Origin of the sequence: Siphonobacter sp. SORGH_AS_1065 (assembly GCF_030818595.1) — a bacterium.
Taxonomy (GTDB): domain Bacteria; phylum Bacteroidota; class Bacteroidia; order Cytophagales; family Spirosomataceae; genus Siphonobacter.
In genome coordinates this window covers 3,607,839-3,634,653 of sequence record NZ_JAUTAM010000004.1, presented here as the reverse complement: position 1 = coordinate 3,634,653, position 26,815 = coordinate 3,607,839, and the positions used below count along the sequence as shown (strand labels likewise).

Annotated in this window: 20 protein-coding genes and 1 riboswitch; of the genes, 7 read left to right on the top strand and 13 right to left on the bottom strand. The window is 45.0% G+C overall.

Annotated elements, in window-relative coordinates; all coding sequences use genetic code 11:
- Positions 1-70: 70 nt before the first annotated feature.
- Together QE390_RS15745 and queG are read right to left on the bottom strand one after the other, a co-directional pair.
- Positions 71-712: a porin family protein gene (locus tag QE390_RS15745; RefSeq protein WP_307142838.1), complete on the bottom strand. Its 642-nt coding sequence runs from the start codon at positions 710-712 to the stop codon at positions 71-73.
- Between the two features lie 95 nt (positions 713-807).
- Positions 808-1,758 (bottom strand): tRNA epoxyqueuosine(34) reductase QueG, encoded by a 951-nt coding sequence (queG, locus tag QE390_RS15740; protein WP_307142837.1) that lies wholly within the window; start codon positions 1,756-1,758, stop codon positions 808-810.
- 228 nt (positions 1,759-1,986) lie between these two features.
- Here queG and QE390_RS15735 point away from each other — a divergent pair, with 228 nt between their 5' ends.
- Both QE390_RS15735 and dnaJ read left to right on the top strand, forming a co-directional pair.
- The gene (locus QE390_RS15735) at positions 1,987-2,547 is read left to right on the top strand and encodes a nucleotide exchange factor GrpE (RefSeq protein ID WP_106635011.1); all 561 of its coding nucleotides are present in this window, start codon (positions 1,987-1,989) and stop codon (positions 2,545-2,547) included.
- Between the two features lie 69 nt (positions 2,548-2,616).
- Entirely contained in the window at positions 2,617-3,768 is a 1,152-nt protein-coding gene (gene dnaJ, locus QE390_RS15730) for a molecular chaperone DnaJ (RefSeq protein ID WP_106635012.1), read from the top strand.
- Between the two features lie 262 nt (positions 3,769-4,030).
- Here the strand turns inward: dnaJ and QE390_RS15725 are convergent, their stop codons facing one another.
- From QE390_RS15725 to secA, 7 genes are all read right to left on the bottom strand, one after another.
- Positions 4,031-4,666 (bottom strand): nitroreductase family protein, encoded by a 636-nt coding sequence (locus tag QE390_RS15725; RefSeq protein WP_307142836.1) that lies wholly within the window; start codon positions 4,664-4,666, stop codon positions 4,031-4,033.
- 210 nt (positions 4,667-4,876) lie between these two features.
- The gene (locus QE390_RS15720; RefSeq protein WP_307142835.1) at positions 4,877-7,087 is read right to left on the bottom strand and encodes an alpha-galactosidase; all 2,211 of its coding nucleotides are present in this window, start codon (positions 7,085-7,087) and stop codon (positions 4,877-4,879) included.
- Positions 7,088-7,216: 129 nt separating this feature from the next.
- Entirely contained in the window at positions 7,217-7,921 is a 705-nt protein-coding gene (locus QE390_RS15715) for a lipocalin family protein (protein WP_307142834.1), read from the bottom strand.
- Positions 7,918-8,082: a DUF2256 domain-containing protein gene (locus QE390_RS15710; protein ID WP_106635014.1), complete on the bottom strand. Its 165-nt coding sequence runs from the start codon at positions 8,080-8,082 to the stop codon at positions 7,918-7,920. The genes QE390_RS15715 and QE390_RS15710 overlap by 4 nt, the downstream gene beginning before the upstream one ends.
- 48 nt (positions 8,083-8,130) lie before the next feature.
- Complete coding sequence (locus tag QE390_RS15705; RefSeq protein WP_307142833.1) at positions 8,131-9,369, bottom strand: hypothetical protein; 1,239 nt, start codon at positions 9,367-9,369, stop codon at positions 8,131-8,133.
- Between the two features lie 128 nt (positions 9,370-9,497).
- Complete coding sequence (locus QE390_RS15700) at positions 9,498-9,995, bottom strand: DinB family protein (RefSeq protein WP_307142832.1); 498 nt, start codon at positions 9,993-9,995, stop codon at positions 9,498-9,500.
- Between the two features lie 562 nt (positions 9,996-10,557).
- Entirely contained in the window at positions 10,558-13,923 is a 3,366-nt protein-coding gene (gene secA / locus QE390_RS15695; protein ID WP_307142831.1) for a preprotein translocase subunit SecA, read from the bottom strand.
- A gap of 418 nt (positions 13,924-14,341) precedes the next feature.
- Between secA and QE390_RS15690 the strand changes: the two genes are divergently transcribed.
- On the top strand, positions 14,342-14,845 hold the full coding sequence (locus QE390_RS15690; protein WP_106635017.1) for a hypothetical protein: 504 nt from the start codon (positions 14,342-14,344) through the stop codon (positions 14,843-14,845).
- Positions 14,846-14,925: 80 nt separating this feature from the next.
- On the opposite strand, the gene QE390_RS15685 is transcribed toward QE390_RS15690, so the two are convergent.
- The 3 genes from QE390_RS15685 to QE390_RS15675 form a co-directional block, all read right to left on the bottom strand.
- Positions 14,926-15,873, bottom strand: a complete 948-nt coding sequence (locus QE390_RS15685) for a 3-oxoacyl-ACP synthase III family protein (RefSeq protein WP_307142830.1) — start codon at positions 15,871-15,873, stop codon at positions 14,926-14,928.
- Between the two features lie 406 nt (positions 15,874-16,279).
- On the bottom strand, positions 16,280-18,172 hold the full coding sequence (locus tag QE390_RS15680) for a DUF3857 domain-containing protein (RefSeq protein WP_307142829.1): 1,893 nt from the start codon (positions 18,170-18,172) through the stop codon (positions 16,280-16,282).
- A gap of 24 nt (positions 18,173-18,196) precedes the next feature.
- Positions 18,197-20,134, bottom strand: a complete 1,938-nt coding sequence (locus QE390_RS15675; RefSeq protein WP_307142828.1) for a transglutaminase domain-containing protein — start codon at positions 20,132-20,134, stop codon at positions 18,197-18,199.
- A gap of 496 nt (positions 20,135-20,630) precedes the next feature.
- Here QE390_RS15675 and QE390_RS15670 point away from each other — a divergent pair, with 496 nt between their 5' ends.
- Entirely contained in the window at positions 20,631-21,719 is a 1,089-nt protein-coding gene (locus QE390_RS15670; protein ID WP_157830181.1) for an alkaline phosphatase, read from the top strand.
- Positions 21,720-22,076: 357 nt separating this feature from the next.
- Here the strand turns inward: QE390_RS15670 and QE390_RS15665 are convergent, their stop codons facing one another.
- Positions 22,077-22,490, bottom strand: coding sequence for an OsmC family protein (locus tag QE390_RS15665; RefSeq protein WP_106635022.1), 414 nt, complete (start codon positions 22,488-22,490; stop codon positions 22,077-22,079).
- Positions 22,491-22,751: 261 nt separating this feature from the next.
- Between QE390_RS15665 and lipA the strand changes: the two genes are divergently transcribed.
- The 3 genes from lipA (at position 22,752) to metK (ending at position 26,624) form a co-directional block, all read left to right on the top strand.
- Positions 22,752-23,660 carry a lipoyl synthase gene (gene lipA, locus QE390_RS15660; RefSeq protein WP_106635023.1) on the top strand — a complete coding sequence of 303 codons (909 nt, stop codon included), beginning with the start codon at positions 22,752-22,754 and terminating at the stop codon, positions 23,658-23,660.
- Between the two features lie 113 nt (positions 23,661-23,773).
- Entirely contained in the window at positions 23,774-25,132 is a 1,359-nt protein-coding gene (locus tag QE390_RS15655; protein WP_307142827.1) for a lycopene cyclase family protein, read from the top strand.
- Positions 25,133-25,173: 41 nt separating this feature from the next.
- Positions 25,174-25,292: riboswitch (SAM-I-IV-variant riboswitch) on the top strand.
- Positions 25,293-25,367: 75 nt separating this feature from the next.
- Positions 25,368-26,624 carry a methionine adenosyltransferase gene (gene metK, locus QE390_RS15650; protein ID WP_307142826.1) on the top strand — a complete coding sequence of 419 codons (1,257 nt, stop codon included), beginning with the start codon at positions 25,368-25,370 and terminating at the stop codon, positions 26,622-26,624.
- Positions 26,625-26,815: the final 191 nt, after the last annotated feature.

The window sequence follows — 26,815 nt, the reverse complement described above, 5'->3', positions numbered from 1 at the left end:
CCGCTGACCTCTACGGCCAGCGGCATATTTCATTAGTTTGAAGGTAAGTTAAGAATCTTTAGCTCTGCTATTAGCGAATTCTACCAGTGCGGGAGTTATAGTTACCCAACGGGAAGCTTAACCCGAGATTAACGCCCCAGTTGCTGTGGTACACATCGCCGCTTCCGTAAATCGGCTTGGCTACGTCAACCAGCCCTAAGCCGTAACGAACGTCGAAATTCAGCCAGACTTTGTTTTGAATGCGGTAGTTGAATCCCCCGCCCAAGTGCACACCGGCATCAGCCGCCGTCCAGTTCTGACGATTGACGTTGATGTTGTCGCCGTTTTGATTACGAGCCGCCAGGAGAAAACCAACGTAAGGTCCAGCGAATAGCTTAGGACGCAGGGCATGTCCACGGTCGTTCAGGTAAAAGGTCGCCAGAATTGGGATTTGCAGGTAGTTTAATCTGATCTGCTGATCTGCCAGTCGGTTCTTAGCTCCGAGCTGGGTGTAGAGCACCTGACCACCCACACCAAAGTGTTCGTTTACACTATAGTTGATGAATAAACCGGCGGTTCCACCCGTTTTCCAGGTTGTGTTGCCCGCTCCACCCCCGCGAAAGGTAGCTATTGATAAACCACCCATGGGGCCCCAGGAAAGGTTGTCCTGAGCTTGAGCCTTCGTTCCAATAATGCTTGCAAAGAGGAGGAATAATAAACTGTACTTTTTCATGATTGAAGCAAGTATAAATATTTGTATACTGCGACTTAAAAAAAGCTCATTCCAGCCCTTATGCTATGTTAATTTGTTGAATAATTTCCCCAATTTTATTTTTCTTCGGTAGTCAGGAATAGCACATTTCGTTGAAGACCTTCGTATTTGGTTCGTTTGAGAGGCGATTTTTTGAAGACTTTTCTGAAGGTTTCTTCGGTAAGTTCTTGCCAATCACGGCTTTGCCAGGATTTCAATTCCTGGGGAAGATCAAAGGCCGATTCGCGGTGGGGTTGGGAAAAACGATTCCAGGGGCAAACGTCCTGGCAGATGTCACAACCAAAAAACCAGTTTTCCATTTTTCCCCGAAATTCATTTGGAATGGCATCCTTTAATTCAATCGTGAGGTAACTAATGCAACGACTGCCATCCACCGAATACGGTTCAGAGATCGCGTCGGTCGGGCAAGCATCAATGCAACGGGTACAGGTACCGCAGTAATCGGCCATTGGGCCGTCGGGCTGCAATTCCAGATCGATAATTAATTCGGCGATGAAGAAAAAACTGCCGCTTTTTCGAGTGATGAGGTTACTATTTTTACCAACCCAACCCAGCCCCGCTTTTTTTGCCCAGGCCTTTTCCATTACCGGAGCCGAATCAACGAAACAGCGTCCGTCCACCTGGCCGATTTGGTCCTGAATTCGTTGCAGAAACTCTTTCAACCGATCTTTCACTACAAAGTGATAATCTACTCCGTAGGCGTACTTGGAAAGTTTCAGGTCATCGTCTTCGGCAGGCAAGGTTTCAGAAGGGTAATAATTGTATAACAAAGAAACCACCGATTTAGCCCCTTCTACCAGCAGTCTGGGATCAAGGCGTTTGTCAAAATGGTTTTCCATGTACTGCATCTGACCGTGTTTGCCGAGGGTTAGCCATTTCTCCAGCCGGGGGGCTTCTTCTTCCAGAAAATCAGCTCGCGAAATGCCACAGAAATCGAACCCTAAATCCCGGGCAATTTCTTTGATTGTTAACGCATTGCGTTGCTGAATAATTTCTGATACAGTCATGGCTATTTGGTCAACTCTACGGGTTCCCAGCTGTAGTAGGTACTGGAGATTCCATTGCAAAGTTACGGCATAATTAGCCAGCATCACTACCCGATGTCGTGGGTTTCAGGACGGTTTGACGCTATGGGTTCCTCAAAAAACTTCATTTAAAATGTCATTCTGTCAGCGAAAACCCAAATGGCAAAGTAATTTTGTAGTTAGGCTAACAGTAACAAGGTACGAAAAGACATGACGAATCCGGAATTTACGCAACCCGAAGAAAACGAAAAGGCTCCTCAGGCTGAACCCGCAACGGATAACTCCGAAGGTACTCCCACCGCTGAAACTTCGGAGCAACCTGTTGATAATAAAGCTGACAAAGCTCAGGCTGAAATTGCAGACCTGAAAGATAAATACGTTCGCCTCGCCGCCGAATTTGATAACTTCCGTAAACGCACCCTACGCGAGAAAGAAGAATTAGTGAAAACTGCTTCGGAAGGAGTTATCAAAGCCATTTTGCCCGTATTGGACGATATTGAACGTGCTCAGGCAAACTATGGACCAGATGGTAAAGTTGAAACTGAAGGCATTGACCTGATTTTCAACAAACTGGTAAAAGCAGTGGCAGCCAAGGGACTGAAACCTATGGAGTCCAAAGGCCAACCTTTTGATCCTGATTTACACGAAAGTATTACCCAATTCCCCGCTCCTTCCGAAGACCTCAAAGGAAAGGTTGTGGAGGAAGTTGAAAAAGGTTATTACCTGGGTGATAAAGTAATCCGCTTTGCCAAAGTTGTGGTTGGAGCGTAATTGAATTCTAGAGAGACAAAAATTTTCGTTCTCTCCAGTGGTCTTTCTCTCCTCATTTTTTAAGAAACGATGGCACAAAAGCGTGATTATTATGAAATATTAGGGGTAACCAAATCTTCGTCGGAAGACGAGATCAAGAAGGCTTACCGGAAGCTGGCAATTAAATACCACCCGGATAAGAACCCCGATAACCCCGAAGCAGAAGATAAATTTAAGGAGGCGGCTGAGGCTTACGAAGTTCTCTCCGACCCTAATAAAAAAGCTCGTTATGACCAATACGGTCATGCGGGTATGGGAGGTGGTTACTCTGGCCCACAAAACGCAGAAGATATTTTCTCCCAATTCGGCGATATTTTCGGAGAAGGTAGTCCGTTTGGTAGCTTCTTTGGTGGTGGTTTTGGCGGCGGCGGTGGTCAGCGGCAACGCGTGCGTAAAGGTTCTGACCTACGCATCAAGCTAAAACTGGATTTACAGGAAGTGGCTAATGGCGTTGAGAAAAAAATCAAGGTAAAGCGTCACGTTTCCTGTAATGCCTGCGGTGGTAACGGTTCTAAAAATGGAACTTCCCTGCGAACTTGTCCTACCTGTAATGGTCAGGGTCAGGTTCGTCGCGTGCAGCAAACCATGCTGGGCCAGATGGTTACAGCCAGCACCTGCCCTACCTGTAACGGCGAAGGCAAGATCATTGATTCAAAATGTGACGTTTGCATGGGCGAAGGCCGCACGCTGGCAGAAGAGGTAATCTCTATTAAAATTCCGGCTGGGGTTGCCGAAGGCATGCAGCTTTCCATGAGCGGTAAAGGTAACGTTCCTCCTCGCGGTGGCGTGGCGGGCGACTTACTTATCGTCGTAGAAGAAGAAGAAAACGAAGACCTGAAACGCGATGGTAACAACGTGGTTCATGAGTTGTACGTAAACTTCGTTGATGCAGCTTTAGGTACTTCCGTTGAAGTTCCTACCATTGAAGGCCGGGCGAAAATTACGCTTGAAGCCGGTACTCAGAGTGGTAAGATTCTTCGCATGAAAGGCAAAGGCATTCCGCATTTGAATAGCTACGGCAAAGGCGATCAATTGATCTACGTGAACGTCTGGACGCCACGCGTGTTATCGTCGGAAGAAAAAGGAATTCTGGAAAGACTCCGCAATTCGCCTAACTTCCAGCCTCGCCCTACGAAAAATGACAAGAGCTTCTTCGAAAAAATGAAGGATTTCTTTAATTAGTTGGAGAAGGTTTGACGTTTGTCTGAAAGTGATTGGTCAAAGCTAAGTTTGATATACGTTTGAAAGGTTGGCTCAACGCCAGCCTTTCTGCGTTTTATGATTAGTAAACTTTATTTAAACACTCAAACAAAGCCAACCCTCAAAACACAGAACCCAAACCCATCGAACATTCAAACCTCAATCAAACTCCCTCAAACAAAAAGACGATTCAGCTAAGCTGAACCGTCCTCATTATTCATGGCTTTCAAAGGGGAAAAGCGTCTTAGCTTAATTCAGTAATGAATTGTTCTTTCGGCTTACGAACTTTCTTCATGCCGTGCAGCCAGTCATTGGCTTCATCACGATAACCCAGCGGTAATAGCGTTACACTGCGAAGGCCTTTTTCTTTCAGATTCAATAACTCATCCAGAGCAGGAGCGTTAAAGCCTTCCATGGGCGTAGCATCTACGCGTTGCTCAGCGGCAGCCGCAATAGCTATTCCGAAACCGATATACGCCTGACGAGCCGTAGCCTGGAAGTTTTCTTCAGCCGTTTTCGATCCGTACACCGATAACAGGTAATTTTTATAGCTATCCATTCGGTCATCGGGTAAACCGCGTTCGCGAGTGGTGTAGAGAAACATGTCATTAATCCGTTTCGCATCCAGATCATCCCAAGCAGCGAAAATCAGTACATGTGACGCGTCTGTAACTTGACTCTGATCGTTGGCAATCGCCCGAATTTGTTGTTTCAGTTCAGGATTTGTTACCACCAGAATTTCAAAAGGCTGCAATCCAGACGAAGTTGGAGCTAAACGAGCCGCTTCCAGAATAATGTCTACTTTTTCCTGTGGAACCGCTACACCATTCATTTTTTTTGTAGCGTAACGCCATTCCAGGTTTTCAATAAGGGAACTCATGATGTTCTTTTTTATGAAGGATAAATATTGACTTTCACATTAAATGTCGGTACATATAATACAAAGCCTATTTTGTGAAAATTAGTTTTCGATTGTTGAGATTTTTTAGGAATTGTTTTTACACTTTCCTTTAATCCACTGATAATCAACAAAAAAAAAGAAACTACTCGGCTGAATAGTTTCTTTTCGCTAGGGCAATAATTCGTTCTTTTATTTGACTTCCGTTAATTCAATCATAACACTGGTACGCTTCAGGTTAGCGGCGGGATTGAAACCCACGCTCATCAAGAAATCTCCGGTATACGCGGCGTCAGGCGTAATGCTGGACTTTGTGCCGGGGTATAAGTTCAGTTCTTTCAAAGCGTATTTTTTCTTGGGGTCCAGGCCTTTTAATACGATAGGTCGGCCTGTACCTACGCCATACCGACTGCTTACCATGTAGGTAAACCAAACCGACCGCGATTTATTTTCATTCACGAATTGCAAGGAAGCATACTCATTTTCGCGAGGATTAGCCAATCGATACAAGTCTCCGTGCCAAACCAGATCGCTGATTTTTTTATAGGTCTCTACCGATTGCTTGCTAAATTCAAAGTCTTTTTCGTCCAGCTTACTTACCACAATATCGTAACCCAACTTACCCATCATTGCCACATCCGTTCGATACTTCAGTGGTTGCTTGCCCCAATCCGTTACGTGATTACAATGAGCAATGGTTGGGAAAAAGTACGAATACTCCCACTGCATAAACACCCGCTCCAGCGGATCAGTATTATCACTCGGCCAAAATTCGGTGAAATATTTCAGGGCCTCATAATCTACGCGGCCACCGCCCCCTGAGCATAACATCATGGGTACTTTGGGGTATTTCGCCCGAACCCGTTCCAATACTTTATACAAGCCTTTCACATAATCCACGTAAAGCTTCGAGTCGGCCTGTTTGCTGTTTTTCAGATACTCCGAGTGAGCATTATAAATTACTGCATTACAATCCCATTTAATGAAGGCCAGATCAGGATTTTTCGTGAATAACTCGTCCAATATACCATATACAAAATCCTGAACTTTAGGATTAGATAAATCCAGTACTAACTGATTACGGAAATAATGTTCAGGACGCTCGGGCTGTTTGATTACCCAATCCGGGTGCTTTTCGTAGAGTTCACTCTTGGGATTCACCATCTCCGGTTCAACCCAAATACCGAATTTTACCCCGGCTTTCTGAGCCTCTTTTACCAGATAACCAAGGCCATGAGGTAACTTTTTGACATTCTCTTTCCAGTCACCCAAACCCGCGTTATCACCATTCCGGGGATACTTATTAGCGAACCAGCCATCATCCAACAGAAACAGATCCACGCCTAATTTTTTACCATCTGCGAAAAGTCCGGTTAACTTCTGCTCATCAAAATCGAAATACGTCGCTTCCCAGTTGTTCAGAAGTGTCAGACGCGAGCCTTCGCCGTCCAGAATTCGATACTTACGAGCCCAGCGGTGCATGTTACGACTGGCCTCTCCTTTGCCATGATCCGAGAACGTATAAATGAACGAAGGCGTTTTCAACTCCTGTCCACTGGTCAACGGATATTCCGAGGCATGAGGATTAATCCCCGCGATTACACGAAGATTATTATACGTATCGGTCTCAAAATCAATCTTGAAGTTACCCGACCAGCCCAACGTTCCGAGTAATACTTTCCCGGTTTCTTCCGTAGCCTTTTGATCAAACGAAAGCATGAAGCTCGGCGGTTGAAACAGGTTTGCCCGCGTGCCTAATTTGGAATCCAGCGAGAGAATTCCGGCCTTCAATTCGGTGGTTTCGGGATTCATTTCGTGAGCCCAGCTCCCGTGGTAATGCGTGAGATGGAAAGACTGTCCCACAAAATACAGGTTTGCCGACGCGTATTTATTGAGCGTAATCGTCCCTTTTTCGTTGTTACGAATCGTGCTCCATTGCTCCACTACGTTCTCTTTCCGGTAGGTTTTATAATACAGGCTTACCTCAACGGCATAGGCGGGATCTTTCAGTACTACGGTAGTTAGCGTAACGTTATCATCCACTTTCTGCGTTTGATGGCTCTGGTATTGTAACTCCAGCGAAGTATTCCCGTCGGCATGCGTAACTCGAATGGCGGGTTCGAAAAGATTCCAGGTTCCACTGGGGGTATAAGCCGAATTAGAAATCCCCGAGTTTTCGTCATTCTGGCGGCTTTCTTTCGTTACCAGAGCATATTCATTCGCTTGTTGCAGCCGCGTACCGAAGTAACTAATCCCCACCCGTTTGCTACCATCGGTTTGTAATACCAGAGCGTTCTGCTCGGTTTCGATGGGAATGACGGTTTGCTGGGCGTATACGAAGGAAGTGGTAATAATAGTCGCAAGAAAACTGGGAATCCAGCGGGCGGATAAACGGTTTTGCATAGGGTAAGAGTTGAAATGAACCACTAAAAATAAAGCCTGAAATCTTTTCCTGAACACAAAAAAGGCAGCCGTTTCCGACTGCCTCCAAATTGCATCAATAAATGATAAAATACTATTAAACTGTGGTTCTTATTTCGTGCAATTGGTCTTACTCAACGTAATTCCGTTGATGAAGGTAATATTCTTATGATCCTGAAAAACGGTCTTTCCTTCTTTATCATTCACCGGACCAAACCCCTCGACATACGTATCGCCTTTTTTCAGAAAAATCACTTCCCGAACCGACGACCGACCTTCCGCACTGAAGCTATACTCTGCCAGGAGGGTATCTCCCTTTACACGACCATCCAGTGAGCCATGATTACTATCTTTTTCGTAAAGCTTGTAGGTTAAGTCTCCAGTAATGTTTCGGTTCTTTCTGGAAATGTGTAGATAAACCGTGTCTTTAGCGGTCATGTAAGCATAACATTCCTCTTCGTTTTCCTGAGCCGAATCCAGCGTCTTGGTATACGTCAGGGTTTGGCCGTCTTCCGTTTCTACGATCAAGGTATTATCCTTAATCGAGATAACTTTAAGCGTATGATCATAGGGACTAGTCGAACCATTTTGTTGCTTTCTGCCGTGCAGAAGCAGGTTATCCCCCTGCATTTCCCAGGTTTGATAGTCTATATCACCCGCAGGAAAAACCGATGCAATCCCCTCTTTATCCAGGGTAAAACCAGTATCCGACTGATTTTCTCCGCTGAGTGTCCATTTTCCAACTACTGAATCTTTGTCTTTGTTTTGACAGGCTAGCAAACTGATGAGCAATAGGAACAGGGCAAAAGGTTTCATAATGTTTCTGACTTGGGTTTGGCTTTTGATTTATTCATCCGGCATTGATCACTGCAATACACCACCTCTTCCCAGTTTTTCTCCCATTTTTTTCGCCAGCTAAAGGGTAACTGGCAAACAGGACAGATTTTGGAGGGAAGGTATGGCTTACGATGCGGCATGGTTAGTTGTACCAATGTTTAATGATAAGCCGTAAATAAACTGTACCATTACCGATTGTAAGGATACTCATTGATCCAGTGAAATCCCCGACCCGTCAGGTTATAATCGCTGATTTTTTTACGTTTCAATCCTGCTTTCAAGGCTTTTCCTCGCCATGCTCCACTTATGCTCAAACTATCCTTTTGAAGCTGGTAATGAAAAAGGTGGGTTGAGGTTGAATCCCGGTCACTTTTTAAAGCAATGGTTTTTTCTTTTTCATCAATCTTCAACATAAAAGATTCAGAATTCCGGTTCATCAGCCGAATTTCAGCAAAATTGTTTTCCAGCAACAACTTATTCCAGCGAGCGGTATCTGTCGTTAACGGCGGTAAAGTATCCTTTCCCAAGACAAAAGATTTCACCGCATAGATACCTCGCAAGGGATGATCCGGTTTTCGCGTCCACGAATGACCACTAATCGTTACAAAAAGCAGGAAGAAAATCACCAACGTTTTCCCAACTACGTGCGTAATGCGATGCCATTTCTTAGATAACACTACCGATTCGCGATTCAGTGAGGAGGGTTTATGAAGGATGAAGAAATGGTAAAGGGCGGATAGATCAGGAGCTAGTATAAAAAAAGCCAGTAAAAGCAGATAACTGGAAAACAGCTTTACGGGAATATCAAAGCTGAAATTCAGCATGACCACATTAGTCATTACGGCAATGACAACCAAAGCTCCCAGAGCTTTAGTTCGTCTGAAAAACAGTAATAAGCCTCCTATCACTTCCCCTAAACCACCAAAAATGGAATAAGGTCGGGAAAGCCCCATGAGCCGCCAGACGATCCCCATGGGCGAGGAGTCCCCATACGTTTGTTCCAGAGTATAGAAATCGGGATATCTGAACTGGGCTTCAAAGACTTTAACAAAGCCGTAAATCAGCATGAAATAAGCCAGATAATACCGCACGAAGGTTTGGGTTAGTACGTAAAGTAAGGGGTAATTAAATCGGTTTCGAAGAATCATTGCCAGTACCAGGGCAAGCGTTAACGCAAAAGTTGTTAGGACAGCTAAATAGGCATAGTCAAAAGAAGTATCGCCGCTGCCTGTGTTGGTGATCTGCCTGACATCTTTCATCCTCAACACGGAGTTCCCTACGGTTTCAACCAGAGGTGTTAGCCCCAGCATCGCAACTAATGGCATAGCGTAACAAACGGAATAAATGGCTACAAACCATATGCCCAAGCGGCGTAGAAAAGACCAATGGTTAGACAAGGATAAAGGAGGTGTAGGCGTACTAGTCATAGAGGTAAGGGAGTTAAAATAGGTAAGGTTTGTAACTCATAATCAAATATTTAAAATTCAACAGAAAAAGCCAACCCGAGGGATTGGCTTTTAAGATTTATTTAGAATACTACCTACTCTATCTAGTCTTAATGCTGGGTTTCGTCCGCACTTGGACCATAACTTCCGGGAATGGGAATGTTAAGTAACCGCAGGTAAACGCCCAATTGAGCCCGGTGGTGAGTAATTTGAGAAAAAGCCATTCGGATTACTTCGTGTTTAGGATCAACGCTGTAAACAATTTCACCGTTTCGTAAAGTCCAGGGTTTATTCAGGAGGGCTTCATTTCCTGGGATTAACTGCGTCCGTCCATTCGCCAGACTTCCCTCAAAAAGAGCCATCAAATCAGCATTATTCTGAATTTTCTTCTCTTCATAAGGAATTTTGGCAAAGTCCAGCTCGTCGGTAGTCAACACCATGGTTACCCAGGTGGGCAGCTCTGCAATGTGGGTGGCGAGGTTACGCATTTTCATGCTTTTCTGGTGCGGAGCCCAATCCAGCTTATCGTCGGGAATGAGGGCCATAAATTTGCGGGTGGTGAGAGCTTCCTGCTCCATTTCTTTCAAAAACAGGGGAATTAGTTCCATCGTCTATGTTGTTTTATGGTTCGATTCAAAACTAAAACCGCCCAGTGACAGCCCTATGTCAGTAGGTTTACTGTATCCTATTTTAAATTTCTGTAGAGACGCGATTGATCGCGTCTGGCCGGGAAATGGAAATCATTTAAATGGTAACATCCGCCCTGGTTGGTGTCTCCGCCAACCACTAGGCTTTTAGTAATGGTTGGTGAGGACACCAACCAGGGCCGGAACGAATCACTATTACTAAAACAGCCTCTTACCCAGACGCGATCAATCGCGTCTCTACCTGATATAAGGATAGTAACCGTTGACTCGGATTATCAGGATTATTTTTTATGTATAGCCCCCCCTGGCTGGTGTCTTCACCAACCACTAGGCTTTTAGTAATGGTTGGTGAACACACCAACCAGGGCCGGAGCGTCTGGTCGGGGGATGAAAACGAATCACTAGTAATAAAATCGTCTCTACCATAAACAAAAAGGTCAGCCTACTATAAGCAGGCTGACCTTTTGCAAAAGATAGGTTAGTGCGAGAACTCTACGCACAACACCCTAAACTCAACACAGCATTAGTCGATTACGACACAAATACCACGTTTAACATCTTCCTCTACTTTCTTATATTTCACATCACGCTCGATGCGACCATCGCTGTACTGAACGGATACCCGTTGGTTAGGTTCAATTTTGTTCACGCGAATGGGCTGCTGACGCGGACGTTCTACCACCTCAATTTCCTCCAGTTCTTCTACCGAAGGACCATCGCCACCCGTAAGCCCACTGACATCATCCTTACTTAATTGCAGTTGAGGCTGTGGTTCAGGACGACGGGGAGGTTGCGGAACCTGTGGCTGTTCTACGTGAAGTTCAGGAACATCGTAACGCATCAACATCTGAACAATGTCAAAGTTTACTTTATTAATGAACTGCTTGAACAGGTCAATCGACTCGAATTTGTAAATCAGCAGCGGGTCTTTTTGTTCGAACACCGCATTCTGAACGGATTGCTTCAGATCATCCATGTCACGAAGGTGCTCTTTCCACTCCTGATCGATTACCGTCAAAGCAATGTTCTTCTCAATCTCACGAGTTACCTCACGTCCTTCGCTGTTCAGTGCTTTCAGGAAGTTCACCTGGAAGCCCATCACGTGCTCGCCATCGGTGTAAGGCAATCCAATTACTGAATTTTCATTCACATTGCCCTGGTTGGCTTCGAATAAGTCCTGGAAGAAAGGCTGCATCCGACGAGCGATGTCCGCTCCTTTCGATTGGTAATGTCCTTCTGCCGCGGCATATAACTGCTGCGTGCGTTGCTCAGGCTTCAGACGAACAAATTCATCCTTGGTGAAAGGAACCTGAATCGCCAGTGTTTCGATTACGCGAAGTTCAAATTCTTCGAAACTAGGGTTATTGGAAACCAGTTCTTCGCAAACGTCATAGGTAATGTTGGCAATATCCAGAGCCAGTCGGTCGCCAAACAGAGCATTTTTACGACGCTTGTAAATGGCTTCCCGCTGGTAGTTCATGACATCATCATATTCCAGCAGACGCTTCCGAATACCAAAGTTATTTTCTTCTACTTTCTTCTGAGCCCGTTCGATGGACGAAGTAATCATGGAGTGCTGAATTACCTCTCCTTCTTCCATACCCATGCGGTCCATTACCTTCGCAATCCGTTCAGAACCGAACAGACGCATCAGGTTATCTTCCAGTGATACGAAGAATTGAGACGATCCGGGGTCACCCTGACGACCGGCACGACCGCGTAACTGACGATCCACCCGGCGAGATTCGTGACGCTCAGTACCGATAATGGCCAGACCACCCGCGGCTTTCGACTCGGGAGTCAGCTTAATATCCGTACCCCGACCGGCCATGTTCGTCGCAATCGTTACGTTTTGTGAATGACCCGCCGTGGCTACAATCTCAGCCTCGCGTTGGTGTTGCTTCGCGTTCAGTACCTGGTGTTTGATTCCACGCATCCGTAACAGACGGCTCAGGATTTCCGAGTTTTCAACGGAAGTAGTACCTACGAGTACCGGACGACCCGCCTTCACAAGCTCGTCGATCTCCTGTACTACTGCATTGTATTTTTCACGAACCGTTTTGTATACCTTGTCTTCCTGATCCTTCCGCGAAATCTTAAGATTGGTAGGAATCGAAACGACATCGAGTTTGTAAATCTGCCAGAACTCGCCTGCTTCCGTTTCAGCCGTACCTGTCATCCCTGACAGTTTGTGGTACATACGGAAGTAGTTCTGAAGCGTTACCGTAGCGTAAGTCTGGGTGGCATCTTCCACCTTAACCCGCTCTTTTGCTTCGATTGCCTGGTGCAAACCGTCCGAGTAACGACGGCCTTCCATAATCCGGCCCGTTTGCTCATCAACGATTTTAATTTTTCCGTCCATGATTACGTATTCCACATCCAACTCGAACAGCGTGTGAGCTTTCAATAACTGGTTGACGGTGTGAATACGCTGGGTTTTGATTGAGTAATCACGGATAATCTCGTCTTTCTTATGAATTTTTTCTACTTCAGAAAGATCCGATTTTTCAATTTTATTCAGGGCAACTGACAAGTCAGGCAGAATGAAGAAGTTAGGATCTTCATTATTTGCCGTCATTACGTCGATCCCTTTTTCCGTCAGTTCAACCGAATTGTTTTTCTCTTCGATCACGAAATACAAGGGAGCATCGGCTTCGGGCATGCGTTTGCCCTGTTCCTGCAAGTATTCGTTTTCGGTCGCCCGCATCACTGCCTGGTTCCCCTGCTCACTCAGATATTTAATCAGAGGCTTGTATTTAGGTAACCCACGGTGAGCCCGGAACAGAGCCAACCCCCCTTCTTTGGTATTACCAGCGGCAATTAGTCGGCGAGCTTCGGTCAAGAAACCCTGAACCAGTTTCTGCTGCTCTTCTACCAGTCGGGAAATACGGGGATTTAATACTTCAAATTCCTGAACATCATTATCTTTCACCATCGGTCCACTGATAATCAGAGGCGTACGGGCATCGTCAATCAGGACGGAATCGACCTCATCGACCATGGCATAATGGTGTTTTCGCTGCACGAGTTCTTCCGGGCTGCGAGCCATGTTGTCACGCAGGTAATCGAAACCAAACTCGTTATTGGTACCGTAAGTAATATCCGCCAGGTAAGCATTGCGGCGGCTATGCGTGTTAGGCTCGTGACGATCAATACAATCAACCGTCATGCCGTGGAATTCAAACAGAGGAGCATTCCACTCGGAGTCACGCTTCGCCAGATAATCGTTGACGGTTACGATGTGAACCCCTTTACCGGCCAGGGCATTCAGGAAAGAAGGCAAGGTAGAAACCAGCGTTTTACCTTCCCCGGTAGCCATTTCTGCAATCTTACCCTGGTGTAACACTACCCCACCAATCAACTGTACGTCATAGTGAATCATGTTCCAGGTAATGGGCTGGCCCATGACGTTCCAGGTATTTTTCCAGGTAGCTTTCTCCCCTTCAATCACCACATTTGATTTGCGGGAAGCAACAAAACGGTCATGAACGGTAGCTGTTACCACCAGTTCACCGTTTTCAGTATAACGACGACCCGTCTCTTTCACAATAGCGAAAGCACGGGGCAGAATTTCTAATAATACTTCTTCAAGTTTCTGATCAGACTGAACTTCCAGAGCGTCAATTTGCTTGAAGAGCGAGTCTTTCTCATTAACGTCCAGATCTGGATTGGATTCAATTCGCTGACGGATGCTATCAACCTGGTCGGTGATAGGAGCCAGTTGTTGCTTGATAATAGACTTCAAAGCAGCCGTTTCCTGACGAAGCTGCTCATCGGTTAACTCTCTTAATTTGGCAAATTCGGCATTAATTTTTCCTACGTAGGGATATAATTCCTTTAGATCCCGATCGGACTTAGTGCCGAAAATTTTGGTGATGAGTTTAAACATAGCTATGTGCTAATGCACCGTTATTCGTGGTTAGTCAGCCGTTTTACCGAGCTGCTCTTTCATAATCCGGCCAGGTTAAGCGGATTTACATGAAACCCCAACCGGGGTACAACAATAGGTAGAATGCAAATTTACTTCATTCTTTTTACCCAAAAACAAAAAAACGATTCCTAAATACAGTTTAGAGTCGAAAGTGGTCAAAACGTTATATCAAAGCGACAAATTGACAGCTTTTCTGAACCGAAGCCCTGAGGCATGAAACTTTCAAACTAAAAAATTCGTTGTAATTTGCCGCCTGATACAAAACCCTAGTGCTGTATCATAGGAAAGTAAGCTTTGAAATTACGACTACTTTGAAACGTTAGTTTGCTTACTAACGTTCTGTAATAGACACCATAACCCCTACTTCATTTTCACTATGAGCCAAAACCAGCAAGATAATCCGTATTACCGCCCTGTCCACCGTGAGCGTAAGAAAATGTCCATTCCAGGTTTTGGGGGTGGAAAAATGTTCGGTGGCAAAGGCGATAATGAAGGCAGAAAAGATAACGGAGACATCTGGATGAAGTTCATGCCGCTAATTGTGCTGATTTTTGCGGCGTACGCCATGTATGACACTTTCTCGGCTTTCAACAAGAAGGATAAAAATACGGTGGACGAACCCAAGGCCATTCAGGCTATGGAATGGAAACACGAAAAAGTGTATAAGAAATTCGCGGATATTACTCCTCGTTCCAAGCATTATTACCTCGTTATCAGTTACGAAGGAGCCAGCAAGACCATTGATTTTGGTCAGGAAAAAAGTGAATTCTGGGATCAGATTGATACCTATAACTTTTTAACCAAAGCCCCTGGCAGTCTTTCGGTATCGGTGGACGCTTACGACAATTCCCGGGATCGGGTTCTGACTATGAAATTTTAAGCAATCATTGCTTGACAATACAGCAAAAAGGCTAGTCCACAGATTGGACTAGCCTTTTTTTGCTAGGAAATAACGTAGAGTTATTCAACTGCCACCAACATGGCACCGTACGAATAACCACCTCCGAAGGTAGTCACTACGATGTTGTCTCCTTTCTGGAATCGGTAACGGTTTTCGCTGAGACCAATGGCACAGCCCGCACAACCGGTATTACCCAAGTACTGAATGTTAGATAGAAGTTTTTCCATGGGAAGTCCTAATTCCTCCATTACTTTCTTACTGATTCGGAAATTGGCCTGATGAGGCAATACCCAGTCCACGTCTTCCATCGTCAGGCCATTGCGGCCCAAAATCTGACGACTGGCTTTGGGCATGTACTGAACAGCATGAATAAAGACATCGCGGCCATTGGGCATTACGAAACCTTCATCATTGGGTCGCAATACTACACCTTCCAGAGCCTTGCCAACCGTAGCCGCACCGCCCGTCAGAATATCGACCACTTTCAGATCAGAATCAGAAACCCGTTCACTGGACATGAACAGAGCCGCGGCTCCGTCACCCCAGAGGTGACCAGCTACTTTATCAGATTCGTTACTGTAAGCAGTGTTATTATCCGACACGACCACTAAAGCTTTGGTCGCTTTTTTCATGCAGAAGTAGCCTTGCACTACTTCAATCGCATTCAATAAAGACGAACAGGCCGTAGAAACCGACAGAACCGGAATATCTGGAATCTGCAGGTCGTGCTGTACAGCGTGAGCCAGTGAGACAATCGTATCATAAGGGGTGTATGTAGCCCCTACAATCAAATCAATTTCTTGTACTGGGTAAGGTAAAAGGGCTAGGCCCTGACGAACGGCCTCAACGGCCATCGTGTTAGTGTTTTCGTGAGGGGCAGCTTTCCGACGTTCTCGGATGCCCGTCCGCTCCACGATCCACTGGTCAGACAATCCATTCAGTCGGGCAAAATGTTCATTGGTAACAACTTGCTCCGGCAGATAGCTACTTATCGCGTTGATATACATAAGGGTCAAGCGGGGAACAGCTCGTATTTGTACTTTGCCGTGATATTTTGTACTATGCAAAGAATGCGTTTCTTTACGAACTTACCAAATATTTCATTGAATGATTAAATATTTTGTTGGAATAGTTACAGTATTTTTATTAATTACTTAACCTCACCTGTACTTACTACCCATTGAGGTATATTCTCTACTGATCCTCTTGTGCAAAAAAGTTCATGCCTATACGTCCAATTTCACGCTGCGTGCGATTTTTCATCTGGTTATTTTAACCCTTTCTAAATTCTTTACAAACCCGGGGAAGGATACACTTCCTGCTCATTACTTAGCTGAAGGCACCTGCAACATCGAATGAAAAAGCCGAAGCTAATACTACAGCTTCGGCTTTTTTGTTCTAATTAAGGAGTGATTATTGCTTCACAAAGACCGCTTGTGAGCGATCTGCCCGAGCTATTTTCTTGCAAAAATCTACGAATTTAGGGTAAGCAGAAGCGGGTTTACGAAACCGAGGCATTTCCAGCCGCCGGGTATAGACGATAGTCTCGCCCTTTTTAACAGTCTGAGCAGTATAAGTACCAAATTCCGTTTCCAATTTAACAGGTTCGGGCAAGGCTTCCAGCGTATAAGATTCGGGAATATGATAGGTAACCGTATCGGCATCCGTAAAACCCACCGTCCATACCACTTCATGCTGACGATTGGAAAGGGTTTTAGGAATTAGCGTCCAGGGTGTGTACTGATTAACTGACAGGAACATACGATTACCACTCATCGTCGCACTTTTCCGAACCGTCAGACTCAATTTTTCAGTAATCGAAGGAATTCTCTTTACGGGCTTGCCCACTTCAAAGGCAAAGTCATTCAGATCAAAACTGGCCAGACGCATCCGTTGAATTTTCCAGCGTTTCAGCGTCTCCCCAGCCATCGATTCGGTGGCAGAGCGATAATCATCGTGCTGAATTCCTGAATAGTGGGTAAGCATCTTTGTTGTCGCATTTCCCTCTTTATCCAGGAATACTTCAATGGTACGATACTGCCCATTTTCGGCTTGCTGGTAGGAAGGCGTTTTCACTAGTACCCCACCCTGCGGCGTCTCCAGCAAGGCATGTCGATTACCCGTAAAGCTGCCCATATAACCCGGATCGGCGTGTTGACTCGTACATTCCAGCCAAAGGGTATCCTTCGCCAGTGGTACACACAGAATTTCGTGATTAAAGCGGGCCGACGGGAAATCCGTCAAAACATCAATAGAACTCGCCGAAACCGAAGCGGTGTAAGAAGTCACTCCAGCCACTTTCAGCATTGCCTTCATGTAGTTGGAAAGAGCCTTGCAATCTCCATAGCCTTTCTCAACCACTGTTGCCGCCGGAATACTCTGCCAGCCCCCCACGCCCAATTGAATACTTACGTATCGGGTAGATTGCTGCAAATACTGATATAGTTTTTCTACTTTACGCAGTGGATCGGTTTCTGTTCCAACTACCTTCAAAACGTTAGCCTTAGCGGGTTCGGGTAACTCATCACGATTCACATTCAGGTCATAGAAAAACTGCCCCAGCTCTTTCCAGCTTGCCGCCGAGCCTTTGTTACCTTTCATGTCAAACTGATTGGGAGCTGTCAATACGGCAGGCCCGCAGGAAGCATAAAAATCAACGTATGGCTCTTCTTCTCTGATTTTCAGATTTTTAACCTGCCATTGATACGTCTGAATTCCATCTTTCTCTGATTTCTGAACCGCTCCTACCCCATTCATTTCCCGGAAACGTAATCCCAGCGTAGCCGGAACGATTACCGTGAAAGCTGAATTTTCAATGGCAAGCTCTTCGTCTCGCTGCGGAATCCAGTAAGGGTAAAATAAAGTATTATAAGAAACTAATTCGTAATCAAACTCTACGGTAAACGGATAGTTAGCGTACTTAAAGTCAGCCTGCTTTACTTTATTGTCGTCAAACAGTGAATAATCTGAATGAGATGAAACATCAAGAATATCCGATTTTCTTAGTCGTTTTATTTCCTTTCCATTCGCATCATATAACTTACCTTCAAAGTTTTTAACACGGCTCAGCTTATCGTAATATACTTCTTCAGTAGCATATTTATCTCCTTTTTCATTCAGAATGGTAACAACCGTATGTATGCGTTTAACGGCTTCTCCTACCGCTAAAACCTCGAAACTTTCTTCCTGCAAACGAATCACGGCAGAGGCTTCATTTCGTAAATCAGCCGGAATGGACTCTACGGAATACGTCTGAGCGAAAAGGCTCAGCGGAAACAGAAGTAATAAAAATAATACCCTTTTCATAACCAGATTTTTAACCCTATTCAATTATTTCTTTTTGAGAATAATTTGTTCTCCATTTTTTGCAATGGCCATATCCATTAACTTCTTTAAATAAGGATATTCTTCAGAAGAATAAATAGGTTTTTTAAGCTGCAAACGAGTAACAACATTAATAATATCCTCTCCATGCACCTGAACCTGATAGGTAAATCGGCCTCCATCTTCTGGCAATGCTATGACCTGAGTTGCAGGCGAACTTTCCACTACATATCCCTGCGGAATTTTAATATTGGCCATGAAAACTTCTTCACTAGGGTTACCAAAATCGACAGGATACATTCGTTTTTCGTATTTAAAGGGGTTAACGGAAAGTGCTTCCCCCAAGGCGGGACTTAAGTAAATACGATCGCCCGCTTTATTAAAGGTTTCTTCGTAAGAAACCTCTGTAGTTACAATCAGGGGTTTGTCGATTTCCGTAGCGTTTTCAACTTTGCTTTCGCCTACTTCAGCAGAAGGTTGCTTGATTAGTTCCTTCCCAAACTTCTTAATCCCCGATTTTTGAATAGCATTCCGGTAACGGCAAGCAAGCTCACCCTGCCAGCTATAGGAAATAGATCCTTTGGCTGAACCAGATTCATCGAGTGTATATTGAAGCGTTTTTACCTGTCGAGTTAAGGTGGGTTTGAGGTAAACCCAATTGGCATGTTTAATATCTACAATACGTCCAATTCTGGTTAGACAACGATCTGGTAAAACGCCCAAGGGAAGAAACGTATCCGTTGCGTCTAAAAGCACTTCTTTTCCTCCAATGTTCGTTATCCCAACGAGATCGTTGAAATAAGAAATCATAGGAATTGCCATGAATACAGCTCCGTTCGAGCGGGTACTGAGAATCACGGGGCTGGCCTCAAAACCTAATTCCCGAATCAAACCGATCAGGATTAGATTGATCTCCGCCGAATTACCCGTCTTTTGCTCGAAGATGGTTTTGGGACTGCTGGCCGACCAGTAACTTACGTGCCCGTTCCAGGTCATGTTTGTACGGATATACCGGTGGGCTTCCTTGATGATTGACAACGTATCCGAGTACTTACTTTTGATTTCCTTAGCCACTGCTTTCAGGAATGTAGTTTTCCGAATGTAACTACCCACTTCATCGTCGGTAGCCATCTTTTTATCGACATCCAGCCAGCTTTGGCTAAACCGCTGTATCCGGCCATTAACCATTGCTTCAACCAGCTCAAAACGCAAACGTGTGGTATAATCATCTATCGTGGTGATGTAGGGTTCAGGCCGTAAAGCCGGTTGATCTTTCACCGCATACCGCATAAATGTTCCCGTATTGGGATTTTCAGAATATTCTTTAATCACCAGATCAACCGGGTTTTGGAAGACCGCCCGATAGCCTAATTTGGGAGGAAAGGTTGCATAATACTCACTATACTTGATAGGAATATCCGTTTGAAAATCCCAGGACGGAAGCTGTAAAATAAAGTCTGACATCAGATCGTATTCATACTCAATAATACAACCTTCCTGTACATGGGGAAGCGTGAACTTCGTCTCGTAAAAGTTTTTGTTAGTTTTGGAAGTAAAGATGGCTGATCTGCTCAGGTCTTCGGATTTAATTTCCCCGTTTTCCAGCCAATACGTTTTTCCTTTAATATTGCGAATTACTTCCTCACTATCTGCCCCCCTACGGTATTGATGAACCGATATCGTAGCTCGATCATAAGCTGATTTTTTCAGGATTTTAATGCGTCGAATTCGTCGATGTACCGCATAATAACCTTTAATATCATTATCCGTAATTTCTACGGACCCATACTCTCCTAGAACTACCGCTTCAGCGGCGGAATCCAGAGGATAATACTTGGCGGCCAGATCATCAACTGTTACTTTACTAATTTTAAAGCGTTGGGCAGACGTGGAGAGACTGACTATACATAAGAGTATAGCAAACCAGGCGGACAACCGATTCATAAAGGATATTTATCAGGATAGGTAAAAGAATAAATTTATCTTCAATGAGAGAAGGTCAATTTTTTAGGAGGACTAGCATCTGTACTTAAAACAATGTTAAGTAGTAGGACTTAAGCCTACAACAGTAGTTGGATAGGTGGTGTGAGCATAGGATTAAGGTGGTGAAATGAAGGACATTCGAGGATTGACTCCAACAAATAAAATTAATGGTTTTTATTTTTCCATGTTTTTAACTTAATATTTAGTTTTCTAAAAGCGGGCAGGTTATTAATTAGTAAATCACAAACGAATTCTTATTTATGATCAAAAATCAATTTACATAAAATAAGCATTACTCCTCAGCTATTGGTTTGCAAAGCATTCAGGTACTATTCTTCTATTTATCAATTTATGATATTTAGGTCGCTATTATTAACAATTTATTGACATGATGAGCCGCCGTGAGGTTCAGGAAATAGTGGAATTTTGCAATTCGAAACATTATTCTTTAGTATCTATGAATCGTTACGCACTTCTCTGTTTAGGACTGATGGCCGCCTGTGTGTCGAGCTTTGCTCAAACTACGCCCAAACGACCTAAGAATGTAATCTTACTGATTGGCGACGGTATGGGAGCTAATCACGTTTATGCTGCTCAAATTGCCAATAAAGGCTCTCTTCATATGAATCGTCTTCCTTACATGGGGATGTCGACGACACACCCGGTTAAGGATTTCATCACGGATTCGGGTGCGGGAGGATCGGCCCTGGCTACGGGTGTCAAAACGAAAAACGGAGCTATTGCGGTGGATTCTTCGAACCGTCCTCAGGTAACGTTAGCCGAACTGGCGAAGAAGAAAAAACTGTCAACCGGTATTGTCACTACGTGCGATATTACGGATGCTACACCAGCAGATTTTTACGCTCATCAATCTTCAAGGTCCAAACACGAAGCCATCGCCGAGGATATGGTTACGTCCGATCTTGATGTAGTCATTGGTGGAGGGATGCGGTATTTTACCGAACGTAAAGACCAGAAAAACTTACTAGCGGCTTTCAAAGACAAAGGGTATTCGGTAGCGGATACTTCTGGTGATTTTACGAAACTGGAAGGTAAAAAACTGGTAGCGTTCACAGCCCGCGAAAACCCTAAAAAAGTTAGAGAAGGTCGCGGTGAAATGCTTCGTCAGGAAGTAGAGAAAGCGTTATCAATCCTTTCGAAGAATAATAATGGCTTCTTCCTGATGGCCGAAGGTTCTCAAATTGACTGGGCTGGCCACGCCAACGATCTGGATTACCTCCTCACCGAAACGCTTGATTTTGACAAAGCCGTAGGAGCTGCCCTCGACTTTGCCGAGAAAGATGGCGAAACGCTGGTTATTGTCACTGCTGACCACGAAACGGGCGGCTTATGCCTGACGGGCGGTGACTGGAGAAATGGTAAGGTAGAAGGTAAATTCATCTGGTCGAACCACACTGCCAATCCTGTTCCTGTCTTTGCTTATGGTCCTGGAGCGGAGTTATTCCGTGGTATTTTCCCTAATGTAGAAGTAAATAAAAAAATCCAGCAAGCCTGGTGGGGAGAATCAGTGTTAAGTCGTAAATAAGTGTTGGGATTTTGTTATTAAAACCTTCAGTATTACTTAAAGAAAAAGCCGGAATGAAGTGATCATTTCGGCTTTTTCCTTAAGTTGTAGATACTAAACAGCATCTTCTAGCATCGTGGCCGCTGCCAGCGGAAAAGCTGGCAGCAGTGACTTTAGGTCTAAACGCATTCCATAAAGAATTAAACCGATTGCTGCCAGCTTTTCCGCTGGCAGCGGCATGAAAAAAGCCGGAATCAAACAGATGATTCCGGCTTTTTCTTATAGGATATGATGACAGACAGAATCCCCAAGCACTACTGCCCCTATGGAGCCGCCACGACGGCAGCGGCACAACATTTAAACTCAAAACGCCAAACTCTACACAACAAATTCAAACGTAACGGCCTTCACTAGGTCGGGATGAAGGCTTTCCGCTACGGGGCAGGTTAAGGCGGCGTTTTCCAGCTTCTTTTTACGAGTTTCAGTTAGGGGCTGACTCGTCTTAACAATCAGTTTAACAGCGATCTCACTGATTCGACGGGGATTTTCAGCCATACTCTTCGTAACTTCTACCTGCGTCCCGGTAATATCCACCTGGTCCCGCTGGGCAACGATTCCCATGATGGTTAACATGCAGGAACCCAAAGCCGAAGCAACTAAATCAGTGGGAGAAAATGCCTCTCCTTTTCCGTGATTATCCACTGGGGCATCCGTAATAATTTCTGAGCCAGATCTTACGTGTGTAGCCTGCGTGCGAAGTTGTCCTAAATACGTAATGGTAGCCGTTGCCATGCCTGTAACTGTTATCTTAATTGAATGAATGAGACGTATTTTCCGAAAAGCTTTTCTCTCACTTTTCCTAAAAATGCCATTAAAGGTAAGTTATTCTTTCTAACTCATCTTTCTTCACGGGGTTATCGCCCTCACAATTCAAGTGAAAAGCTTCATTCTTTTATCAAACGCAACTTTTTATCGTCATTACAGGTTAGCTCATTACCTTTGTACATCTTTTGATAGACCCCACTGTTTATCAAATCAGCAATTGATATTGGGATGATTGAGCTACCCGTAATAACAAAACCCGGTACAGGCACCAAAGGCGAGAACAAGCCAGGTTCCTCTACCCGCAAACCCGACTGGTTGCGAGTGAAACTCCCCACCGGTCCGGAATACCGCAACGTGCGGCAAGTTGTAGATGAATATAAACTCCACACCATTTGTCAGTCAGGAAACTGTCCGAATATGGGTGAGTGTTGGGGAGCGGGTACGGCTACATTTATGATTTTGGGTAATGTCTGTACGCGTTCCTGTACCTTCTGTGCAGTAGCAACCGGACGTCCCAACGAATATGATGCGGACGAACCCCGTCGCGTAGCCGAAGCCATTAAGATCATGGGTGTGAAGCATGCCGTTCTGACTTCTGTAAACCGGGATGAATTGAAAGACCGGGGAGCTGAAATCTGGTATCAGACGGTTCGCCTGACGAAAGAATTAAGCCCCAGCACAACGATTGAAACGCTGATTCCTGATACGAAAGGAAACTGGGCTGCTCTGGAGCGTATGATTGCTGCCGGACAGGAAGTGGTCTCCCATAATATGGAGACGGTAGAACGTCTGTATCGCCCCGTACGTCCTCAGGCGAAATATTCGCGGAGTCTGGAGCAAATCAAACGGACGAAAGACTTTGGCAAACGTACCAAAACGGGCATTATGCTAGGTTTGGGCGAAACGCAGGACGAAGTATTCAAAGCTATGGATGATCTGGTCGCTCATGGACTGGACGTTCTGACGCTGGGCCAATACCTTCAGCCTACAAAAATGCACCACGAAGTTATTGAATGGATTCACCCCGACACCTTCGCGATGTATAAGGAAGAGGGCGAAAAACGAGGTATCAAATACGTTGAATCGGGCCCACTGGTACGCTCTAGCTACCACGCCGAACGTCACGTAAACGTATAATTTATATTGATTTGAGTCAAAGGCCTCGTTACCTAGGAGTAGCGAGGCCTTTTTGGTAGAGACGTGACTTCATCGCGTCTAGTCGGGAGATGGAGATCAGGCAGAGCTCCATCATGGTTGGTGTCCTCACCAACCATGATGCTTTATTAATGGCGGGTGAAGACACCAGCCATAGCGGGAGTAACAAAAATTGCCTCTACTCAGACGCGATGAAGTCGCCTCTCTACATTCAAACAAAATCGAATTTTCCAGGTTCTATTTTCATTCACGAGATTCCCGATTGCTTGAAGTACGACATCATCATAACAGGAGGAGGTATGGCTGGACTAAGTCTGGCCTATTACCTCAATCGTAGTGCTTTACGCGATAAGAAAATTTTGATCATTGATCGTGAAAAGAAAACCCGGAATGACCGGACCTGGGCCTTTTGGCAGGAAGGAGAAAGTGCATTCGAGTCCATCCTCTACCGAAAATGGAATTCCATCTGGTTTCATGGATCTAATGGATTTTCCCGAAAGTTGACCTTAGGCAAGCATCAGTATAAGTTACTTCGCGGAATTGATTTCTACCAGTTTATTCATCACGAACTGGCGACAAACCCTGCCATTGAATTCTTATACAGCCCCATTCAGTCTATTCTGTCTGATAACCAGGAAGCCATTGTTCAAACCGAAGCAGGCGAATACCGGGCAAGCTGGTGTTTCGATAGTACGCACGTTTTGCAAGCCATGAAACCCTTGCCAGCGAGTGGCTTTGTCTACCAAAACCTGTTACAGCACTTCAAAGGCTGGGTCATTCGCACTAATCAACCTGCCTTTGACCCGCAGGTACCGATTATGATGGATTTCCGAATCGACCAGCAGAACGAATGTCGATTCGTCTACGTCATGCCTTTTTCTGAAACGGAAGCTCTCATTGAATTCACGCTCTTTACCCCGGCCCTGCTTTCAAAAAAAGAGTACGATGAAGGTTTAAAAAGTTACATTCAGGAATTCACTTCCATTCAGCACTATGAAATTCTGGAAGAAGAATTCGGGGTTATTCCCATGAGCGACGAGCCTGCTCAGGAACAGGCAGCTCCACGCGTGATTCGCGTGGGTACTGCGGGCGGTTATACGCGGGCCAGCACGGGTTATACCTTTACCCGCACGCAAAAGCGTTTACAACAATTGGTTCATAACCTGGAACGATCTTTCGACGTTTCGCCCGTAACTCATAAAGCCATCCCTGCTCTCAATTACTTTTACGATCAGGTTTTTCTAAATGTCTTTTTAAAAAAGCGGGTATCTACGGCTGCTATATTTACGGGGTTGTTCCAAAAAAATCCGGCTCCCCGCATTTTCCGGTTTCTGGATGAAGAAAGCAGTCTGGCAGAAGACTTAAAAGTCATTGTTTCCGTGCCCATCCTTCCCTTTACCAAAGCCGCCATTGACATTTTTAAACGAAATATTCAGGAATTCCGACAAGGTTAAGCCATCTTGTTTGGTGAATTTCCACGGAATGTACAATTTTGCAAAAGTATCCAGAGGCTCCAGCTAGGGCACCAACCGAGTTTCGAACGCTACGGTGGTTTGACGATACGGACTTTTTCCTGAAAATCAGCTTTTTAGGAAAAGTCAAAAACGTTCAATTCCTTCCTTTGGCCAAGGATTACGAAATATTACATATTCATCGATTCGTACTCCCAAATCAATTAATTAACAGAACATGCCTTATTTGTTCACTTCTGAGTCTGTATCTGAAGGACATCCTGATAAAGTAGCCGATCAAATTTCAGATGCCCTCATTGATCATTTCTTAGCCTTCGACCCTCAATCTAAAGTTGCCTGCGAAACCCTGGTAACTACCGGACAGGTTGTTTTGGCCGGTGAAGTTAAATCAACTACCTATCTTGACGTTCAGAGCATTGCTCGTGAAGTAATCCGTAAAATTGGATATACGAAGTCTGAATACATGTTTGAAGCCAATTCCTGCGGTGTTCTTTCTGCTATTCACGACCAGTCAGCCGATATTAACCAGGGCGTGGATCGCTCAAATCCTGAAGAACAAGGTGCTGGTGACCAGGGTATGATGTTCGGTTACGCTACTCGCGAAACGGACAACTACATGCCTTTAGCTCTGGATTTAGCTCACAAAATTCTGAAGGAAATGAGCGACATTCGTAATAATGAGCTGTCGCTGATGCCTTACTTACGCCCCGATGCGAAGTCTCAGGTAACGATTGAATATAGTGATGACAACACGCCTCAGCGAATTGATACCATCGTTGTTTCGACGCAACATGATGATTTCGGTGATGACGAAACGATGCTCGCTAAAATCCGCGAAGACATCATTAACATCGTTATTCCCCGCGTGAAAGCTGCTCTGAAACCTGAGTTAAGCCAGTTATTCGAAGGAGAAATTACCTATCACATCAACCCTACGGGTAAATTCGTGATTGGTGGTCCTCATGGGGATACGGGTCTGACGGGTCGTAAGATCATTGTTGATACATACGGCGGAAAAGGTGCCCACGGTGGGGGTGCGTTCTCGGGTAAAGATCCTTCGAAAGTAGACCGCTCGGCAGCTTACGCTACGCGTCACATTGCGAAAAACCTGGTTGCCGCTGGGCTGGCGGATGAAGTATTGGTTCAGGTTTCTTATGCCATTGGTGTAGCAGAACCTTGCGGTCTGTATATCAACACGTACGGAACTTCGAAGGTGGGATTAACGGACGGAGAAATTGCCTTGAAAGTAGGCGAGATCTTCGACATGCGTCCTTACTTCATTGAGCAGCGTCTGAAACTTCGTAACCCAATTTATTCCGAAACGGCAGCCTATGGTCACATGGGTCGCGAATCGAAAGTGGTAACGAAAACATTCAAATCTCCCGACGGAAAAGTAATCGAGCAGGAAGTAGAATTATTTACCTGGGAAAAACTGGATTACGTGGATCAGGTAAAAGCCAAATTTGGTCTGTAATTCCTTGAATTATATCTCTTTAAAAAGCCCGGATTGTATAAACAATCCGGGCTTTTGGTTTTCTACCCTGTAGAGACGCGACTTCATCGCGTCTGGCCGGGAAATGGAAGTAACGTAGGGGTAACCCAAAACTGCCTCTTACCCAGAAGATGGACGTCAGGATAGCTAAAACCGCCTCTTACCCAGAAGCG

Bases quoted from the DNA above. Each gene is read 5' to 3' on its own strand.
- QE390_RS15675 (WP_307142828.1), bottom strand. From the start codon at position 20,134: ATGAATCGGTTGTCCGCCTGGTTTGCTATACTCTTATGTATAGTCAGT.
- QE390_RS15680 (WP_307142829.1), bottom strand. From the start codon at position 18,172: ATGAAAAGGGTATTATTTTTATTACTTCTGTTTCCGCTGAGCCTTTTC.
- lipA (WP_106635023.1), top strand. From the start codon at position 22,752: ATGATTGAGCTACCCGTAATAACAAAACCCGGTACAGGCACCAAAGGC.
- QE390_RS15705 (WP_307142833.1), bottom strand. From the start codon at position 9,369: ATGACTAGTACGCCTACACCTCCTTTATCCTTGTCTAACCATTGGTCT.
- QE390_RS15685 (WP_307142830.1), bottom strand. From the start codon at position 15,873: ATGTATATCAACGCGATAAGTAGCTATCTGCCGGAGCAAGTTGTTACC.
- metK (WP_307142826.1), top strand. From the start codon at position 25,368: ATGCCTTATTTGTTCACTTCTGAGTCTGTATCTGAAGGACATCCTGAT.
- QE390_RS15735 (WP_106635011.1), top strand. From the start codon at position 1,987: ATGACGAATCCGGAATTTACGCAACCCGAAGAAAACGAAAAGGCTCCT.
- dnaJ (WP_106635012.1), top strand. From the start codon at position 2,617: ATGGCACAAAAGCGTGATTATTATGAAATATTAGGGGTAACCAAATCT.
- QE390_RS15690 (WP_106635017.1), top strand. From the start codon at position 14,342: ATGAGCCAAAACCAGCAAGATAATCCGTATTACCGCCCTGTCCACCGT.
- secA (WP_307142831.1), bottom strand. From the start codon at position 13,923: ATGTTTAAACTCATCACCAAAATTTTCGGCACTAAGTCCGATCGGGAT.
- QE390_RS15745 (WP_307142838.1), bottom strand. From the start codon at position 712: ATGAAAAAGTACAGTTTATTATTCCTCCTCTTTGCAAGCATTATTGGA.
- QE390_RS15715 (WP_307142834.1), bottom strand. From the start codon at position 7,921: ATGAAACCTTTTGCCCTGTTCCTATTGCTCATCAGTTTGCTAGCCTGT.
- QE390_RS15710 (WP_106635014.1), bottom strand. From the start codon at position 8,082: ATGCCGCATCGTAAGCCATACCTTCCCTCCAAAATCTGTCCTGTTTGC.
- QE390_RS15665 (WP_106635022.1), bottom strand. From the start codon at position 22,490: ATGGCAACGGCTACCATTACGTATTTAGGACAACTTCGCACGCAGGCT.
- QE390_RS15700 (WP_307142832.1), bottom strand. From the start codon at position 9,995: ATGGAACTAATTCCCCTGTTTTTGAAAGAAATGGAGCAGGAAGCTCTC.
- QE390_RS15725 (WP_307142836.1), bottom strand. From the start codon at position 4,666: ATGAGTTCCCTTATTGAAAACCTGGAATGGCGTTACGCTACAAAAAAA.
- queG (WP_307142837.1), bottom strand. From the start codon at position 1,758: ATGACTGTATCAGAAATTATTCAGCAACGCAATGCGTTAACAATCAAA.
- QE390_RS15670 (WP_157830181.1), top strand. From the start codon at position 20,631: ATGAATCGTTACGCACTTCTCTGTTTAGGACTGATGGCCGCCTGTGTG.
- QE390_RS15720 (WP_307142835.1), bottom strand. From the start codon at position 7,087: ATGCAAAACCGTTTATCCGCCCGCTGGATTCCCAGTTTTCTTGCGACT.
- QE390_RS15655 (WP_307142827.1), top strand. From the start codon at position 23,774: ATGGTTGGTGTCCTCACCAACCATGATGCTTTATTAATGGCGGGTGAA.